At 71.4% G+C, this 14,842-nt stretch carries 12 protein-coding genes; 1 reads left to right on the top strand and 11 read right to left on the bottom strand.

All coding sequences use genetic code 11. The annotated features are described in order from the left end of the window. Nucleotides 1-7 precede the first annotated feature (7 nt). The 7 genes from OHN74_RS14245 to OHN74_RS14215 form a co-directional block, all read right to left on the bottom strand. Complete coding sequence (locus OHN74_RS14245) at nt 8-979, bottom strand: N-acetylglucosamine kinase (RefSeq protein WP_327694941.1); 972 nt, start codon at nt 977-979, stop codon at nt 8-10. Further along, the gene (locus tag OHN74_RS14240) at nt 970-2,235 is read right to left on the bottom strand and encodes a 6-phospho-beta-glucosidase (protein WP_327694940.1); all 1,266 of its coding nucleotides are present in this window, start codon (nt 2,233-2,235) and stop codon (nt 970-972) included. The genes OHN74_RS14245 and OHN74_RS14240 overlap by 10 nt, the downstream gene beginning before the upstream one ends. A gap of 93 nt (nt 2,236-2,328) precedes the next feature. Next, the gene (locus OHN74_RS14235) at nt 2,329-3,228 is read right to left on the bottom strand and encodes a carbohydrate ABC transporter permease (RefSeq protein WP_327700115.1); all 900 of its coding nucleotides are present in this window, start codon (nt 3,226-3,228) and stop codon (nt 2,329-2,331) included. A 13-nt stretch (nt 3,229-3,241) separates the two neighbouring features. Next, nucleotides 3,242-4,186, bottom strand: a complete 945-nt coding sequence (locus OHN74_RS14230; RefSeq protein ID WP_327694939.1) for a carbohydrate ABC transporter permease — start codon at nt 4,184-4,186, stop codon at nt 3,242-3,244. Nucleotides 4,187-4,188: 2 nt separating this feature from the next. Beyond that, a complete protein-coding gene (locus tag OHN74_RS14225) occupies nt 4,189-5,526 on the bottom strand; it encodes an ABC transporter substrate-binding protein (RefSeq protein WP_327694938.1) in 1,338 nt (445 codons plus the stop codon). 73 nt (nt 5,527-5,599) lie between these two features. Beyond that, nucleotides 5,600-6,811, bottom strand: a complete 1,212-nt coding sequence (locus tag OHN74_RS14220) for an ROK family transcriptional regulator (protein ID WP_327694937.1) — start codon at nt 6,809-6,811, stop codon at nt 5,600-5,602. A gap of 197 nt (nt 6,812-7,008) precedes the next feature. Then, nucleotides 7,009-8,115 carry a mechanosensitive ion channel family protein gene (locus tag OHN74_RS14215; RefSeq protein WP_327694936.1) on the bottom strand — a complete coding sequence of 369 codons (1,107 nt, stop codon included), beginning with the start codon at nt 8,113-8,115 and terminating at the stop codon, nt 7,009-7,011. 336 nt (nt 8,116-8,451) lie between these two features. Here OHN74_RS14215 and OHN74_RS14210 point away from each other — a divergent pair, with 336 nt between their 5' ends. Next, on the top strand, nt 8,452-8,988 hold the full coding sequence (locus OHN74_RS14210; protein WP_164320750.1) for an HNH endonuclease: 537 nt from the start codon (nt 8,452-8,454) through the stop codon (nt 8,986-8,988). 167 nt (nt 8,989-9,155) lie between these two features. Here OHN74_RS14210 and OHN74_RS14205 read toward each other — a convergent pair whose 3' ends face one another. The 4 genes from OHN74_RS14205 to OHN74_RS14190 form a co-directional block, all read right to left on the bottom strand. Further along, nucleotides 9,156-10,541, bottom strand: a complete 1,386-nt coding sequence (locus OHN74_RS14205) for an FtsX-like permease family protein (RefSeq protein ID WP_327694935.1) — start codon at nt 10,539-10,541, stop codon at nt 9,156-9,158. Further along, nucleotides 10,538-11,272, bottom strand: a complete 735-nt coding sequence (locus OHN74_RS14200) for an ABC transporter ATP-binding protein (RefSeq protein ID WP_327694934.1) — start codon at nt 11,270-11,272, stop codon at nt 10,538-10,540. The genes OHN74_RS14205 and OHN74_RS14200 overlap by 4 nt, the downstream gene beginning before the upstream one ends. Next, nucleotides 11,269-11,802 (bottom strand): PadR family transcriptional regulator, encoded by a 534-nt coding sequence (locus OHN74_RS14195; protein WP_327694933.1) that lies wholly within the window; start codon nt 11,800-11,802, stop codon nt 11,269-11,271. Before OHN74_RS14195 ends, OHN74_RS14200 begins: the two co-directional genes overlap by 4 nt. 90 nt (nt 11,803-11,892) lie before the next feature. Continuing rightward, complete coding sequence (locus OHN74_RS14190; RefSeq protein ID WP_327694932.1) at nt 11,893-14,832, bottom strand: beta-N-acetylglucosaminidase domain-containing protein; 2,940 nt, start codon at nt 14,830-14,832, stop codon at nt 11,893-11,895. Nucleotides 14,833-14,842: the final 10 nt, after the last annotated feature.

The raw sequence follows: 14,842 nt of genomic DNA, 5'->3' as shown, positions 1-14,842 counted from the left end.
AAGGCGGTCAGACCTCGTAGAAGTGTCGTACGCGCTCGTGCACCTCCGCCGGGGCGTTCGTGTGATCCAGGCCGAGCAGTGCCGCCCCCAGCACCGGACGTGCCGTCACCACCCGGGCGAAGGCCTTGGGCGCCCGTGCGGCCAGCAGCTCGGTGATGCGGTCGGTCAACCGGGGGTGCCGGGCCGCCAGTACACCCCCGCCCAGCAGAACCGGGGTCTCCTCTTCGAGGAGACCGAGGCGGCCCAGCGCGACCGAGGCCATGGCCACCACCTCGTCGGCCAGCCGGTCCACCAGTGCACACGCCACCGGATCACCGTCCGCCGCCGTGGCGAACAGCACCGGCGTCAGCTCATGGCGCCGGGCGTTGTCGACGCCTCCCAGATGCAGGCCTTCGATCAGCGCGTACATGGAGGTGAGCCCGAAGTGGGCGGGCAGGGTGGACATCAGGGCGGTCGGACCGCCCCGCCCGTCCTCCGCCCGCGCGGCGTGCCACATGGCCTCCTCCGCCAGGCCCCAGCCACCGCCCCAGTCGCCGGAGACCCGCCCCAGCGCGGGGAACCGGGCCGTGCGGCCGTCCGGGGTCATCCCCACGCAGTTGATGCCGGCGCCACAGACGACGGCGACCCCGCGCGGCTCGGTGATCCCGGCCCGCAGGATCGCGAAGGTGTCGTTGCGCACGTCGACACTCGCGCCCCACGCGCGCGCGTGCAGCGCGGCGGCGAACTGCCGCTCCTCCACGGGGAAGTCGGCGTTCGCCAGACACGCCGAGACCCGGTCGACGGAGGAGACCGCGGCGGCGCTGAAGGCCTCCCCGACGGCGTCGGCCAGCCCGGCGACCGCCGTGTCGAGACCGTCGGCCGGCGGCCGGAACCCCCCGCCCCGCGCGGTGGCCAGCACCTCCCCGTCGGCCGCGACCACCGCCACGTCGGTCTTGCTGTTGCCCGCGTCGATGGCGAGGACGTGTGCGGTCATGCCCACGCGAGATGCTCCCGGTTGTGCGCGATCAGGGTGTCGGTGAGGGTGTCCGCGTAGTCGTACTGGCCGACGAGCGGATGCGCGAGCAGAGCCCGGAAGACCCGGTTGCGCCCGCCGTGCAGAGCGGCCTCCAGGGCCAGTTCCTCGTAGGCGGTGACGTTGGCGATCAGCCCCGCGTACAGGGGGTCGACAGCCGTGACGGCCAGGGGAGTCGCCCCCTGCCGGCCCACCGCGGCCTGTGTCTCGATCACGGCGTCGTCCGGCAGGAACGGCAGCGTGCCCTTGTTGTACGTGTTCACCACCTGGTAGGGACTGCCGCCCCCGCCCAGCAGCGACGCGGCCAGATCCACCGCCGCCTCCGAGTAGAAGGCGCCCCCGCGCTTCGCCAGCAGCTCCGGTTTCTCGTCCAGGGCCGGATCGCCGTACATCCGCAGCAGTTCCTCCTCCATCGCCGCCACCTCGGCCGCCCGGGAGGGCTTGGTGCGCAGTTCCCGTACGACGTTGTCGTGGGCGTAGTAGTAGCGCAGGTAGTAGGACGGGACCGTCTCCAGACGGTCGAGGACCGAACGCGGAAGACGGAGGTCGTCGGCGATCCGGTCGCCGTGTTCGGTGAGCAGTCGGGGGAGGACGTCCTCGCCCTCGGGGCCGCCCAGGCGGACGCCCGTCTCCCAGGTGAGGTGGTTGAGGCCCACGTGCTCCAGGTGGATCTCGGCCGGCGTCACCCCCAGCAGGGCGGCGAACTTCCGCTGGAAGCCGATCGCCACGTTGCACAGGCCCACCGTCCTGTGGCCGGCTTCCAGCAGGGCGCGGGTGACGATGCCCACCGGGTTGGTGAAGTCGATGATCCAGGCGTCCGGGTTGGTGCGGCGGACGCGCTCGGCGATGTCCAGGACGACCGGCACCGTGCGCAGCGCCTTGGCGAGGCCGCCCGCGCCGGTCGTCTCCTGGCCGACGCAGCCGCACTCCAGCGGCCATGTCTCGTCCTGCTGCCGTGCGGCCTGGCCGCCGACGCGCAGTTGGAGCAGCACGGCGTCGGCGCCCTCGACACCCTTGTCCAGGTCGTCCGTCGTGACGATCCGCCCGGGGTGCCCCTGCCTGGCGAAGATCCGCCGGGCGAGCCCGCCGACCAGCTCCAGCCGTTCGGCGGCCGGGTCGACGAGTACCAGTTCCTCTATGGGCAGGGTGTCCCGCAACCGCGCGAAACCGTCGATGAGTTCGGGGGTGTAGGTCGATCCGCCGCCGACCACGGTGAGTTTCACTGAGAGTTCCCTTGCTGTCGGGCGCCGGTGGCGTCGTTGTTCATCGGCCGGGGGTCCGGGGGTCGTCCCCCGGGGAGATACAGCATGTAGCGATCAACCCTTTACGCCGGTGAGAGTGACGCCCTCGACGAACGCCTTCTGCGCGAAGAAGAACACGAGGATCACGGGGGCCAGGACCAGCACGGTCGCGGCCATGGTGAGGTTCCAGTCGGTGTGGTGGGCGCCCTTGAAGGACTCCAGGCCGTAGGACAGGGTCCACGCGCCCGGGTTCTCGGAGGCGTAGATCTGGGGGCCGAAGTAGTCGTTCCAGGCGTTGAAGAACTGGAACAGGGCGATGGCGGCGATGCCGGGCTTGGCCATCGGCAGGATGATTTTCAGCAGGGTGCGCAGATCGCCGCAGCCGTCCACCTTCGCCGCGTCCACGTACTCGTTGGGGATGGTCATCAGGAACTGGCGCAGCAGGAAGATGGAGAACGCGTCGCCGAACGCCAGCGGGATGATCATCGGCCACAGGGTGCCGGACAGGTCCAGCTGCTTCGCCCAGAACAGGTACATCGGGATGACGACCACCTGGGGCGGCAGCATCATCATCGAGATGACCAGCATGAGCGTCAGATTCCGGCCCCGGAAGCGGAACTTGGCCAGCGCGTACGCCACGGGGACGGACGAGACGACCACCAGGACGGTGCCCAGTCCGGCGTAGATCAGGGTGTTCTTCCACCAGGTGAGGAAGCCGGGGGTGTCGAAGACCTTGCGGTAGTTGGACCATTCCCAGGTGTGCGGGATCAGGTCCCGGCTGAGCGCCTGCGAGTCGCTCATCAGCGAGGTCAGGAACACGAACACGAAGGGCAGGGTGAAGAAGAGCGCCGCCGCGATGCCGAGGGAGTGGACCGCGATCCATCGCAGGAGCGCCTTGCGGCGGGCCGTGCGCTCGGCGGGCGTGGGTGCGGCCGGGGTTTTCGACTCCACTGGCCGTTCCAGTACTTGGGCCATGTCCTGGGCCATGTCAGTCACCTGCCTGGATGAGACCGCCCCGGCGCCGCATCAACAGCGCGGTGAACGCCATCGACAGGGCGAACAGCACCAGGGCGACGACACAGGCCGAGCCGTAGTCGAAGCGCTGGAAACCGAGGTTGTAGACGAGTTGGGGGAGGGTGAGCGTGGAGTGCTCGGGGTAGCCGGGCTGGAACATGGTGCCCGCGCCCTGGATCACTCCCGAGGCGACCTTTCCGGCCACCAGGGGCTGGGTGTAGCACTGCATCGCCGCGATCACGCCGGTGACGACGGCGAACATGATGATCGGTGAGATGTTGGGCAGCGTGACGAACCGGAACCGCTGCCAGGCCGACGCCCCGTCCAGTTCCGCCGCCTCGTACTGGTCCTTCGGTACGTCGAGCAGCGCGGCCATGAAGATGACCATCAGGTCGCCGACGCCCCACAGGAACATCAGGGTGAGCGCCGGCTTGGACCAGCTGGGGTCGTTGAACCAGCCAGGAGCTGGGATTCCGGCCTTCTCCAGGATGGAGTTGACCGGTCCCGTACCGGGGTTGAGGAGGAACGTGAACGCCATCGTCGCGGCGACCGGCGGGGCGAGGTAGGGCAGGTAGAAGAGGGTGCGGAAGACGCCCGTGCCCGTCTTGATCTTCGTGATGAGCATGCCGATCCCGAGTCCGAACAGGACACGGAGGGTCACCATGATCACGACCAGCCAGAGGGTGTTGCGCAGGGCGGGCCAGAAGAAGGGGTAGGACTCGAAGACGTACTTCCAGTTCTTCGTCCCGACCCAGGTCGGCGGCTTGAAGCCGTCGTAGTGCATGAACGAGAAGTAGACCGTCGAGATCATCGGGTACGCGAAGAAGACCGTGAAACCGATCAGCCAGGGCGAGAGGAAGGCGAGGGTGCGCAGCCTCGAACGCCGGTGCTTCGCCCGCAGGGTGTGGGTGGTGGCCATGGTCACTTCGCCTGCGCGATGTCCGTGTCGATCTGTGCGGCGGCCTTCTTCAGGCCCGCCTTCAGGTCGGTGACCTTGCCGCTCTCGTAGTCGTAGCCGAGCTCCTGGATGGTGGTGAGGTAGACGCCGCCGTTGATCGAGGCCGGTGAGGTGGACGAGTTGGGGTTCGCGGCTATGTCGAGGAAGGTCTTGAAGCGCGGGTCGTACTTCAGCTTCGGGGACTTCAGGGCCGCGAGCGTGGAGGGCACGTTGTGGATCGCGTTGGAGAAGCCGACCACCGCGTCCGTGTCGGTGGTGATGTACTTGACCAGTTCCCAGGCCGCGTTCTGTTTCTTGCTGGTGGCGGCGATGCCGGCGATGGTGCCGGTGATGTAGCCCTTGCCGTACTGGTCGGCCTGGTCGTCGGGTACGGGCAGCGGGGCGACGCCGATCTCGAAGTCGGGCTTCGCGTCCAGCGCCATGCCGAGGCGCCACTCGCCGTCCAGCTGCATGGCCACCTGGCCGGTCTGGAAGGGGTGCTTGGGGCCCCACTCGTCACCGAGGCCGGAGCGGAACTTCTCCAGCTTCTTGAAGCCGCCGAGGTCGTCGACGAGCTTCTTCTGGAGGGTGAAGGCGGCGGAGACGGCCGGGTCGGTGGCGATCGTCGACTTGCCGGACGAGTCGAAGTACGTCGGCCCGAACTGGCCCATGTAGTGCTCGGTGGTCGTCTCCCAGCCGTGGTAGTTCGGCATGAAGCCGAGCTGGGAGTAGGTGTCGCCCTTGCTGATGGTCAGCTTCCTGGCGTCGGCCTCGAACTCGGACCAGGTCTTCGGCGGGCTGGTGATCCCGGCCTTCTTGAAGGCGGTCTTGTTGTAGTAGAGGCCGTAGGCGTCGCCCAGCAGCGGTACGGCGCAGCGGTTGCCGTCGTACTGGGTGTACTCGCTCATCGCCTTCGGGAAGGTCGTCGCCGGGTCGATGCCCGACTTCTCGAAGAGCGGGCCCAGGTCGACCAGCGCACCCGAGGAGCAGAACTTGCCGACGCCGTTGGTGGTGAACGACGAGATCACGTCGGGTGCCTTGCTGCCGCCCGCGCGCAGGGCCTGGTTCATCTTGTCGTCCGTCATGTTGCCGACGACGTTCACATGGATGTTCGGGTGGGCCTTCTCGAAGCCGGCGATCAGCGCCTTCACGCCCGCCACCTCGTTCGGCGCGCTCCAGGCGTGCCAGAAGGTGATGGTCGTGTCCTTGGAGGCGTCGTCGGTCCCGCCCGATGACGACTGGCCCGTACAGGCCGTGGCGAGGAGGGCCGTCGAGGCGGAAACGGCGAGTGCGGCGGCGACTTTTCTTGATATTCCGGGCATGGCGAGGTCTCCCAGGGAAGGGCGAAGCGGGGCACGGGACTGGTGAGGGGTGAATCAGGGAGCGGGGGACCGCTCAGCGGGAGGTGTCGAAGACCTCGTCGCGGGTGGTCGCGAGGGCGCTCTCCAGTGCGCCCCGCAGCACGGGGTGTTCGCGTACGTCGCCCACGACCAGCCGGGGCCGGGCCGCGGCCAGTTCCTCCAGCTCGGCCTGGACCAGACCGCGCAGGGGTTCGCCGCCCGCGGTGAGGGAGGCGCCGCTGAGGACGACGAGTTCGGGGTCGAGGACGGAGACGAGCGAGGCCAGACCGGTGGCCAGGCCGGTCGCGTACGTTTCGAGGAGCCGTCTGTGCGGGCCCGCGTTGATGTCGGCGGCCTGGCCGACGAGGGCTGCGGCGACCTCGGCGTACGGGCCGTTCGGGACCGGGGTGATGCCCAGCTCGCGGGCGAGCCGGGGGATGACCTGCGAACCGGCCAGCTCCTGGTAGCCGCCACTGCCGGCCCTGCTGACCTGCCGGACGAGGGGTGTGCCCGGCACGGGCAGGAAGCCGACCTCGCCGGCGCCGCCGGTCCAGCCGCGGTGCAGTCTGCCGCCGAGGACGAGCGCGGCGCCGAGTCCGCCCTCGTTCCAGAGCAGTACGAAGTCGTCGTGCCCTCTGGCCGCACCGAGCCGTTGTTCGGCGATGGCGACGAGGTTCACGTCGTTCTCGTACTCCACCGGCATCGGCAGTGCGGCGGCGAGTTCGTCGAGGAGGGCGGGGGAGTGCCAGCCCGGGAGGTGGGAGGCGTAGCGCAGCCGGCCGGTGCCCGGGTCGAAGGCGCCCGGTGTTCCGATGACGAGCCGCCGGAGGTCGGCCCGGGCCAGCCCGGCCGCCTTGACGGCGCCGTCAAGGGCGTCGGTGACCTGCTGGACGACGGGCCGGGCGGGGCGTTTGCCGGGGGTGGGCAGGGCGTACTCGCCCACGGTCCGGCCGGTGATGTCGGCGACCGCGGCGAGGACGCGTTCGGGGGTGACGTCGAGCCCGGCGGCGTACGCGGCGGTCGCGTTGACCTCGTACAGCTGGGCGTTGGGGCCGGGGCGGCCCTCGGTGGTGCCGGTCGCCAGGACCAGTCCCGCCGCTTCCAGACGGGCGAGGAGCTGTGAGGCGGTCGGTTTGGAGAGGCCGGTGAGCTTGCCGATCCGGGTGCGGGACAGGGGGCCGTGCTCCAGGAGGAGGTCCAGGGCGGCCCGGTCGTTCATGGCGCGCAGGACGCTGGGGGTGCCGGGCGTGCCCGCTGTTCCTGCCATGGGTGTCTGCACCTGCCTTTCCGTGCCCAGCTTTTCACAGCCACGATGACTGTTAGGAAGGTTTCCTATCGGATGGCGAGAAGATAGAACCGGACCAAGGGGGACGTCAAGGGGCAATGAGAGGGCAATGCAGGAGGCGGCGCCCCCGAATCGGGGACGCCGCCTCTCTCGTAAGGCTGCTTCGTGGCGGGTGATGCCTACCGGACAGGCCGGGCCGGGGCGATCGGGGACGCCGCTTCCGCCTGGGGGGAGGCGGTGTTGGAGTACGCCGAGGGGGCCGCGACCGCTGCCGTCGGGTCGGCGGCCGTTTCCTCCTCCGGGATGACCGTGGTGCCGCCGACGATGCGGATGCCCACCGCGTCCAGGGCCCGCTTGACGCGCCAGCGCAGCTCGCGCTCCACCGTCAGGGACTTGCCCGGCATGGTCTTCGCCGTGAGGCGGATCACCATCGAGTCCAGGAGGACGCTGTCCAGGCCCAGGCTCTCGATCGGGCCCCACAGCAGCTCGTTCCAGGGCTCTTCCCGGCTCATCTTCTCGCTGACCTCGTCGAGCGTCGCCTTCAGCTGCTCCAGGTCCTCGTCCGCGCGGACGGTCACGTCGACGCCGGCCGTCGCCCAGCCCTGGGAGAGGTTGCCGATGCGCTTGACCTCGCCGTTCCGGACGTACCAGATCTCGCCCTGGTCGCCGCGCAGCTTCGTCACGCGCAGGCCGACCTCGATCACCTCGCCCGACGCCACCCCCGCGTCGATCGTGTCACCGACGCCGTACTGGTCCTCAAGGATCATGAACACGCCGGAGAGGAAGTCCGTCACCAGGTTGCGGGCGCCGAAACCGATCGCCACGCCCGCGACACCCGCGGAGGCGAGCAGCGGGGCCAGATTGATCTGGAAGGCGGAGAGGACCATCAGGGCCGCGGTGCCCAGGATGATGAAGCTCGCCACCGAGCGCAGCACGGAGCCGATCGCCTGGGAACGCTGACGGCGGCGCTCGACATTGACCAGCAGGCTGCCGAGAGCCGTACTGCCGGTCGTGCCGTCGGAAGCCTGGACCGCCCGGTTCATGCGGTCTATCAGCTTGGTGATCGCCCGCCGGACCACCGCTCTCAGCACGGCCGCGATCACCACGATCAGCAGGACCTTGAGGCCGATCGCCAGCCAGGTGGACCAGTTCTGCTCGACCCAGCTGGCGGCGTTCGTCGCGCTCTCCTGGGCGTCCTGGAGCGACGGGACCAACGCGGTCGGTGACTCCGAGGGAGTCGGTGACGGCGACGGACCGGCGGCGAGTAGGACGGCGGGCAAGGACACGGGGGGTACCTCCAAAGCGGCCTGCCCCCGGTACGGATGGTTACGGCGGTCGGCTCGACGGTGAGCTCGTCATTCAGGTCACGGAAAGGTCACCGGAAGGGCAGATCCACCACACTAACGGGGCAACGTGTGCGGATCGGCGCCATGTTCGAGGGAGAGACCGTGCTCACCTGGGGATGAAGAGGGTGAGGTCCCGGGTCATGCACGCAAGGTGTGGTCGAAAACACTCCCAGCCCGTTACCGGGACGTGGTGGCGCAGCCGCCGGGCGAGAGGGGAGACTGACTACAGAACGTCCCGGCGCGAGCCACGCGCCGCCGACGCCCAAGGAGGCATCCGTGCCGCATGTCCTGGTACTCAACGCGTCGTACGAGCCACTCGGCGTCGTACCGCTCCGCCGCGCGCTCGTCCTCGTCCTGGAGAACAAGGCCGTCTCCCTGGAGGAGTCGGGCGCCTTCATGCACAGCGCGACCGTTACTGTCCCCGCACCCAGCGTGGTCCGGCTGAAGAGGTTCGTACGGGTCCCTTACCGGGGGCCCGTTCCACTGACCCGTAGGGCACTGTTCGCCCGCGACGGCGGCCGGTGCATGTACTGCGGCGCCGCCGCCACCAGCGTCGACCACGTCATCCCGAAATCCCGCGGCGGCCAGCACCGCTGGGACAACGTGGTGGCGTCGTGCCGTCGCTGCAACCACACCAAGGCCGACCGACATCTCTTCGAGATCGGCTGGCGGCTGCGCCACAAACCCGCCCCGCCCACCGGTCTCGCCTGGCGCATCATCGGCACCGGACACCGGGACCCGCGCTGGCTGCCATACCTGCAGCCGTACGGCGCCGACGACGCGATGGCCCGGATCGACGGCATCTCAGCCTGACGTCCGGGCTTTCGTATACCTGAAACCGCGTGGGGACAACTGAACACCGAGTACCCGCACGCCTGTGCGGTTCTGTACGGACCTTGCTGTGTCGTCCGTACGGCACGGATGCGATCCGGCCCTGGGAACACCCGTTCCCCGGGGCCGGATCACTCATGCCCGGCCGCTCACACGTACCTGAGCTCCGCCGGATGCACCGAACGGCGCAGCAGCGGCAGCGAGGTTGCCGCCGCGAGCAGACAGCACACGTACACCGCCGGGGGAACCAGCAGCGCCGTGTACGGCACCGAGCGGCTGCCGTCCTGGGCGATCCCCGCGAACCAGTCGCCGATCAGCAGGCCCCCGGCACCCGCCAGCAGCATCGCCGGCGCCAGCGGCAGGGCCGTCTCCAGGAGCAGCGCCCGGCCCAGCACCGCGCGCGGCACTCCGGCGGCGGCCTGCGCGGCCAGGCCCCGGCGCCGGGTCGCCACCGACTCGGCGGTGCCGACGCCGAGCCCGCAGAGCGTGATCACCAGGGCGACCAGGACGGCGGCGCCGGTCAGATCGACGCCGGTGGTGTAGAAGGACATGGGCGAGGCCAGCATGGTCTCGCCGCGGTCGCGGAGCGAGGTCAGCAGCACCTCCCGGACGCCGACGAACCCGGTGCCCACGACGGCCACCAGCAGTACCGCCGCATGGGTGCGGGCAGCGGCCCACGGGTCGTCGCGCAGCCGTTCCGCCGCGATCAGCGTCGCCGGATCGGCGGTACGGGTCGCCAGGATCCGCCCCGTGCACCGGGCGGTGGCACCGGTCAGCCACAGGGCGCCCACACCGGTGCCGATCACCACGGCGAACACCAGCGTCGGGGCGGTCTCGTAGCCGCCGAACGTGTCCGGTGCCAGCAGCAGCCCCACGAACAGCAGCCCCAGGGCCGCGATCGGGACCGGCATCCCCGGACCACGCCCCTCGCGCGGGGGCACCCGCCGTACCCGGCCCAGCGGCGAGGCCACCACGCGACGCAGCGCCAGTACGCTCACCAGCGCGCCCAGCACCGGTACGGCCGCCGCGACCAGCGCGATCCCGAACCAGACGAGTACCGGCGGCTGCCGCCACTCGCCCAGCAGGAACAGCACGCAGAACACGGTGGCGAGCGCCGAGCCGAGCAGACAGGCAAGCCCCGATTCCAGCGCCGCGATCCGCCGCACCTGGGCCGCGCCGGCCCCCGCCAGCCGCAGCGCGGCCAGCCGCCGGTCCCGGTGCACCGCCCCGACCCGCGCACACTGCCCGAGGAACCCGAGCACGGGCACGAGCAGCAGCACGAGGGTGAGGACCACACCGGAGCGTTCCCCCTGCTGGTTCAGGAGCCCGGAGCCGAACGACACGGAGTACTGCCCGCGGATCGAGGCGACGGCCACGGCGGCCAGCGCGAACCCGGTCGCGAGCGCCGCCCCGATCCCCGTGAGCGCGACCCGCCACCACTCCCGCCGGTCGGAACCCCGGGTGAGCAGCCAGGCGAGCCGCGCATCGGCGCGCAGGGAGCCGCTCCCGGAGCCGTTGACCTTGTCGGCGATCACGCGGTCACCTCCGCCGAGGTCTCGGCCCCGTCGGCGGCCACCGCGCCGTCGCTCAGCCTGAGCTCGCGGTCCGCGTACGCCGCCACCTGGGCGTCGTGGGTGATCAGCAGCACCGCCGTGCCGGACTCGCGGGCCGTGTGCGTCAGCGCCGCCATCACCTGCTCGCCCGCGAGGGAGTCCAGCGCGCCGGTCGGCTCGTCGGCGAAGACCACCTTCGGGCCGGTGATCAGGGCGCGGGCCAGCGAGACGCGCTGCGCCTGGCCGCCGCTCAGCTCGCCCGGCCGCAGCATCTCCTGGCCGAGCACCCCGAACCGCTCCAGCCACTCGCCGGCCCGCTCGTGCGCCGCTCCGCGCGCGGTCCCGGCGAGCAGCAGCGGCAGCGCCACGTTGTCGAGGACGGTCAGCTCGGGAATCAGCTGCCCGAACTGGAAGACGACCCCGAACTCGGTGCGCCGCAGTTCGCTCAGCCGCCGCTCGGGCAGCGTGTCGAGCCGCTCCCCGGCGTACTCGACGGTCCCCGCGTCCGGCCGGACGATCCCCGCCAGACAGTGCAGCAGCGTCGACTTCCCGCTGCCGCTGGCCCCCGTGACGGCCAGGATCTCGCCGGCCCGCAGCGCGACCGAGGCGCCGCGCAGCGCGGGCGTCCTGCCGTGCGTCTTGGACAGACGGCGGGCCGCGAGCAGTGGTGGTGCGGTGTCCCCGCCGGATATTGCCCCGTTGGTGGTGGTCATGCCGTGTCGACCTCCGCGGTCAGTGTGGTGAGCCGGGCCACCGTCGTGGTCATCCAACGGAGGTCGGCGTCAAGGTGGTTGAGGGCGTAGTCCGCCGAGAGCACGGTCGAGAGGTCCGAGCCCGGCGCGGTCTTGACCGCCGTCAGCTCCCGCATCCGCGCCATGTGCGCGGCGCGCTGGTCCAGCAGATACGCGGCCGGGTCCCCGCCGGCCAGGATCGCGACGACGACCTTGGCGAAGATCTCGTTGACGACGTGCGGCGCGGGCGCGCTGATCTGCCGTACCCAGTCCGCGAGTTCACGCTTTCCGTCGCCGGTCGTCCGGTACTTCGTCCGCTCCGGACCGCCGTCCGCGTCGGTGCCGTCGACCTCCGCCAGGCCGTCGCGGACCAGGCGCTGCAAGGTCGTGTAGACCTGCCCGTAGGCCAGCGGCCGGGCCTGCGGGAAGCGTTCGTCGTGCCGTCGCTTGAGGTCATAGCCATGGCTGGGCCCTCCGGCGAGCAGCCCCAACAGGATGTGGCGGGTGCTCATGCCGGTCATTATGCACTCGCTACATGTACTGAGTGAATAGTGATGGGCGGCGAGACCCGCCGAGGACTCGCCCGAGGTACGGGTGAGCGGTCAGTCCGCCACCGCGTACGCCTCCACCGACCACAGCGAATACCCGTACCGGGTCGCCCTCTTGTCCCCCTGCACACGGACGAACCGGACGTCCCGCTCGTCCATCCGCACCGACTCGTGCCCGCCCCGCCCGTCCGGGACCGTGGCCGCCGTACGCCAGTCGCGCCCGTCCGACGACACCTGTACGCGGTACGCGGCGGCGTGCGCGTCCTGCCAGCGCAGGTCGACCCGGCCCAGCCGCGCCGTCCGGTCCAGCCGTACCTGCCACCAGGCGTCGTCCTCGGCCGGGGACGACCAACGCGTCCCGGGCTTCCCGTCGTTGGCGGCCGGTGCCGGGAAGTCCGCCGTCTCGTCACCGGACGAACTCGCGGCACCGCCCAGCGCGAGATCGGGGCCGCCCGTCCGCGGGAACGCCCGCACGGTGAGCGTGCGCGTCGCGTCCCCGGCGGTGAGCGCGACGGGATACGTCCCCGCCGGTGTCCCCCGCTCCACGGAGACCTCGGCCTCCGCATCGACCGGGACTCCGCGCGGCAATGTCAACGGGCTCCCGGGGAGCCGGACTTCAACGCCCCGGGGCGCCTTCGCCGCGAGCTTCGTGTCCCGCGCGTCGGCGGGACGGGACGAGGTCAGCCGTACCGGCACCTCCACCGCGGGACCGCCGATCTCCGCGTCCACCTCCGCGCCGGCCTTCCTGTCGCGCCCCAACTCCAGCTCCACCGACGGGGAGTCGTCGAACCAGGGGACGAGATGCCGTACCCCGGAGGGCGCCGGACCGATCACCCGAACGGCGTCCGCGTGGGCCCGGACGGGGAGTTGGGTCGCGCCGGTGCCGGACAGCGCCCCGAGTACGCGCCAGCCCTCCCCGGGGACACGCGCCTCGACGGTGCCCACGGTTTCCGGGACGCTCAGGACGGTGACGGAGGCCAGGGCGCGGGCACGCGGGAAACGGACGGTGCGGCCGTCCGAAGCGGAGGGTTCGTGGTCGAGGCCGGCCCATTGGGCGAACGCCTGCTGCGCACGGAGGAGAAACGGGTCCAGCACGCCCTTGCCCACGGTCACCCGGGACGCGGCGGAGGCCAGTGCGTGCCGTTGGCCGACGAGGGAGAGGTACGCCTGCCAGGCCGTCGCCGTGTCGCCTGCGCGCTGCGCCCGCAGCATGTCGACCGCTGTCTCACCGGCCGCGCCGTAACCCGCCAACTGTTGTGTCCAGGGGGCGACTTCCTCGGCCAGAGTGCCGGGCGAGTACGTCAGCCGGTCCGGTGTCTCGCGCATCACCGTGAACGCCGACCGCAGTCGGCGCTCCGCCGCCTCGTTCGCCGCCCGGTTCGCGGGGCCGTCCGTCGCCGTGCGGGCCTGCCGGAGCGCCTCGATCAGCGGGCGGAGGTAGGCCGACTCGGGGGCGCCCAGGACCGAGGACGCGGCGTTTCCGGCGAGGGCGCTCAGGGCCTCCTCGCGGCGCGGGTCACCGGCGGCGAGGTCGGTGACCGCGGCCCGCCAGGACGCCTCGGGGCGGTAGCCGCGCGGGTTCCAGGCGTAGTCGGCGGCGGTGAACAGGGGGATCCGCGAGGCCTCGGGCTGGACCATGGCGTTGGCGAGCAGGGCGGCCGACCGGGTGGCGACGGCCGGTTCACGGCCGGTGTAGGGGCCGAGGAGGATCCGTCCCTGCGCGTAGTCGTTGACCGGGTAGTTGTCCATGGTGACCAGCGGATGCCCGAACACGGCTTTCGCGTCCGCGAGTTGGCCTCCCGTGATGGTCCGGGGGACGACACCCACACCCGTCCACGCGACCTCGATCTCCGCGTCCAGCGCGTTCGCCAGCGCCTTGCGATAGGGGGTCGTGCCGTCCTGGAAGTACTCGGTCGGCATCAACGACAGCGCGGCTGCGGACGGGTGACGTGCCCTCAGATGCCGGGCCACGGCGCCGGCGACCCTCGCCTGGGCCTCGGCCGCGGCCTCGGGGCCGGAGCCGTACCGCTCCTCGTCCGCCTCGCAGTGCCACTCGCTGTAGCTGACGTCCTGGAACTGCACCTGGAACGCCCGGAAACCCAGCGCCCACATGGCGTCCAGTTTGTCGGTCAGCGCGCGCACGTCGGAGTCCGACGACAGGCACATCGACTGTCCGGGGGCCACCGCCCAGCCGAGCGTGACGTGGTTGCGGCGCGCCCGCTGGGCCAGCTCCCGGAACTCCGCCCGGCGTGCGGCGGGGTAGGGCTCGCGCCAGCGGGCCTGGCGGTAGAGGTCGTCGCCGGGGGCGTAGAGGTAGCGGTTCTGCTTCGTCCGGCCCATGAAGTCCAGCTGGGCGAGCCGCTGTTCACTCGTCCAGGGGGTGCCGTAGAAACCCTCGGTCGTGCCGCGCACGGCGGTGCCGGGCCGGTCGCGTACGACGACAGCGGCGAACTCGCCCTTCGTGCCGAGGAGTTGGCGCAGGGTCTGGAGACCGTGGAACAGTCCGTCCGCCCCGGCTCCCGCCAGGGCGACGGTGTCCCGGCCCGCGACCCTGCCGACGGCGAGCCGGTAGCCGCCGGACGGGAGGTCGGCGCGAGGGCCGGCGCCGAGGGCGGTGAGGGCCCGGTCGGCCGCGTCGCCGCCGACCAGGATCGCCAGCGCGCCCGGGGCGGCGACGGCCGCGGTGACCGGGCGCCCGCCCGCCTCCCGTACCAGCGCGCGCAGGCCCTCGACCGTGTACGGGTCGGCCTCCGCGTCGGCGATCAGCGCGACCTCGTCCGTGACCGCGACCGGCCCGCCGCCGCTCGCGCGCAGGGACTGGGGGCGGGGCCACACCGACGGAAGGGCGGAGGCGGCATCCTCGGTGAACCTGTCGGCGGACGAGCTGCCGGGGGAGGGCGGAGCCGCGACCGCCTCGGGAGCCGGTCCCAGGGTCGCCCCGGCCACGACGGCGAACACCAGGGCGACCGCCCCTTTCCCGCGCCCGTGCAGCACGCCACCACTC

The organism is Streptomyces sp. NBC_00459, assembly GCF_036013955.1.
GTDB lineage: Bacteria > Actinomycetota > Actinomycetes > Streptomycetales > Streptomycetaceae > Streptomyces.
This window is presented reverse-complemented; position numbering and strand designations above follow the sequence as displayed.

What these genes read in the sequence shown, in the direction of transcription:
- OHN74_RS14235 (WP_327700115.1), bottom strand. Translation starts at nt 3,228, where the DNA reads ATGGCCCAAGTACTGGAACGGCCAGTGGAGTCGAAAACCCCGGCCGCA.
- OHN74_RS14200 (WP_327694934.1), bottom strand. Translation starts at nt 11,272, where the DNA reads ATGACCACCACCAACGGGGCAATATCCGGCGGGGACACCGCACCACCA.
- OHN74_RS14195 (WP_327694933.1), bottom strand. Translation starts at nt 11,802, where the DNA reads ATGAGCACCCGCCACATCCTGTTGGGGCTGCTCGCCGGAGGGCCCAGC.
- OHN74_RS14225 (WP_327694938.1), bottom strand. Translation starts at nt 5,526, where the DNA reads ATGCCCGGAATATCAAGAAAAGTCGCCGCCGCACTCGCCGTTTCCGCC.
- OHN74_RS14220 (WP_327694937.1), bottom strand. Translation starts at nt 6,811, where the DNA reads ATGGCAGGAACAGCGGGCACGCCCGGCACCCCCAGCGTCCTGCGCGCC.
- OHN74_RS14230 (WP_327694939.1), bottom strand. Translation starts at nt 4,186, where the DNA reads ATGGCCACCACCCACACCCTGCGGGCGAAGCACCGGCGTTCGAGGCTG.